Below are 2,829 nucleotides of genomic sequence, written 5' to 3' on the forward strand. Positions count from 1 at the left end.
GCCCCTTGGTTTGACACCCCAAGGAACGATTGACCCGGCTAACATTGCTATTGCGCCCGGTGTGTCGGCCTTTCGCGAAGCCCGGCCATTCTTGAACCTCTTCCGCAATGCCAAAACGGTCACCTCGACGATTTTTGCCAGCCAACCCGACTGTCCAACCCAGCCTAGTGCCCAAGCCTTGGCGACCGTAAACATCACGCCCAAGGCCACAAAGTCCTATTACAGCTACTCCTTGAGGGGGTTCACCCATTACCAGGATTCCCAGGCCCGCTGGCGGGGGCAGGTCTATAATGCCAAGACCGGCCTGGATGACCCGGTCCCAGATGGCCAGTACTATTACCAAGTTTCCGCCCAACCGATGGGTGTCTCAAATATTTCCCCACAAAAATTAACCCTCCCGGTCAAAGTCGATAGCCAGGCTCCAACCATCAATAACTCTCAGTTAGTCCCAGGCTCAGACAACCAGGTCCACTTCAAAACAACATTGGCTGACGCCCTCAGTGGTTTGGATGCCTTTGGCCGGATTGGCCTAACGGTTAACGGCGTTTTTGAAATCTATTCCTTCCATTTGGACCAAAGTCACCAAGTGACAGCGGATGTTGATTTGACCTTAACCAAAGTCCAACAGGAAACAGTGAAAGCTGGAGCCAACCAGGTCCGGGTCATGGTGTACGATAATGCCGGAAACTTAGCCGACGTTCAGGCGGACCTGTCTGGCGACCAGGTAGCCAGCTTGGTTGCACCAGGGTCTCCCAAGGACTCAGACCAACCACAAACCGGTCAGAATAAGGCTGACCCAGCCAAGTCAGGAGAACCGACTAAGGTTGACCAGCCAAAAGTTGGACCAGTAGGGTCGAAGTCCCCGACTAAAGATAACCAACCCGGTAGTTCTAACGGTTCCCGCCAGCCAGGAACCCAACCAGTAAAGTCCGAAAATGATAAAACTGCGGCTAAAAAGGCGGAAGACCCCCTAGTGGTCTTTGACCATCACATCCGCCTTGGTTCTAATACCATTAGTGCCCAAAATTCCAGCTATAATCTCAAAAAACAGGAGTTGACGATTTCTGGCCGGGTTCGGTCAGACTGCCGGCAGGCAACTCTGCTGATTGGCGAAAAGGATGGTCAAGGCCAAACTGTGGCCATTGATCCACAGTCGCTGACCTTTACCACGACTATCCCAGCTCCGCCGAATGCCAAGGTATCGGTGCCAATCCGTCTGCAACAAGACGGCCAGGATAAGTTAGTTGGTGGTCTCCAGTTCTACCTGGACACGACCCTGCCGGAGCTGAGCCTCTTTGAAGAAAAGTCCTTCGAACGATTGTATAATGGATACTATCAAATTAAAACAAACCAAGACCATTACAAGTTAACCGGCCAGGCCGGCGATAATTACGATGGTTATCGCATCTTTATTAACGGGAATATGGTTGCTCGGAAGAACTTTTCAATGACCTTTAATCAAAAGAATAACGGGTCTGTCACTCAGTTTGCCGTGCCAATGGCCCTGACAACCGGCGATAACTACGCAGATATTCGAGTCTATGATGCCTCCGGTAATTTTAGTTCCAAGACCTTCAATGTCCGTTATTACCAGGCCGACTTGCCAAAGCCAACAGTTCAACGGTCAGAAACTAAGCCAACCCAGTATCCCATCCTCTTAATCCCTCGGGCTACTTTGCCAAAGGATGTACCGGCGGACGATGCCGTGAAGATTGAATATTCAGAGGACCAGGGTCAAACTTGGTCTGAATACCAGTACCAGCTTTCTATCTATCAGAACACCACCATCTTATTCCGGTCAGTCGATAGTTATGGAAACCATTCACCAGTCGTAGCAGAAAAGATTGCTAATATTAAGGGTGGTCGAGCTGGAGTTCCGGCGCCGAACCAACCGCGGACACCAACACCGGTCAAGCCAAGCCAGCCAACTAACCCAGGACATGGAACGGGTAATCAGCCAGGTTCTCAACCAGGTCAACCCGGGGTCGTGAATTCCACAACTCGAAACAAGCATTGCCAGCATGGTCAATCACGGTTGCGACATCGGGTGGGTTGTCGTCACGCTTGCCTGCGAATCGGCCATGCCATTCGCCATCAACTTCACCTTCACAATCGAAACGCCCGCCGTCTTTACCACCAAGGAACGCACTTGATTCATCGCATTAACCACCAGATTCGCAGGAATACCCGCCACCTTATCCATGGCGGATTGGGGTGGTTGAGGCGGATTTATTAACTCGCTATAAGTGTTAATTTTGATTTGGTTGTTATAAAATTAGTGTTTATTTATATTGTTAACTTATAAGTACACTTAATTTAATAACGAAATAAGGAGGATGAGCCACCGTGTTCATCCTTTTTGCTTCAGTGATGCCGGGCTGCCCGGTACCAGTACAAAGTTCATTAATCTCAATCGGGCAAAGTGGTGTAAAATAGTCTTATTACTTGTAAACAATTAAGAGGGGTCCGCCAATGCCAGAAATGCGAATTGATGCTTTGAACGAGATTTCATTAGTGCCAGCGACCCCGGTCATGGCCGAAGAAATTTATAAAACGATTGTGGCCAACCGTGATCATATTGGTGAATTTTTACCTTTTGCCTATTTAACAAAATTTCCAGCCGATACACGGGCCTACCTGATTGAACGGACGGCCGATGTTGTTGCTGGAAAGGAACAGGTTTATGCGATTCAAAAGGCTGGTAAGATTATTGGGATGACCGACTTTCACCAATATAATCCAACTGATCATCGGATTGAGCTAGGCTACTGGCTGGCTCAGGATTATACCCGCCAGGGGATTACGACCAAGGTTTCCCGGGCCATGTGT

General features: G+C 49.3%; 2 protein-coding genes. Both read left to right on the top strand.

Annotated features, from left to right (window positions below; translation table 11 throughout):
* Positions 1-2,236 (top strand): hypothetical protein (locus AOQ29_RS06200; protein ID WP_158530767.1); only part of this gene is annotated, 2,236 nt, incomplete at its 5' end.
* Between the two features lie 236 nt (positions 2,237-2,472).
* Positions 2,473-2,829, top strand: a 357-nt coding sequence (locus tag AOQ29_RS06205) for a GNAT family N-acetyltransferase (RefSeq protein WP_061993616.1), incomplete at its 3' end; no start/stop codon positions are given.

The sequence above is a fragment of the Fructobacillus ficulneus genome (assembly GCF_001047075.2).
In the GTDB taxonomy this organism is placed as follows: domain Bacteria; phylum Bacillota; class Bacilli; order Lactobacillales; family Lactobacillaceae; genus Fructobacillus; species Fructobacillus ficulneus.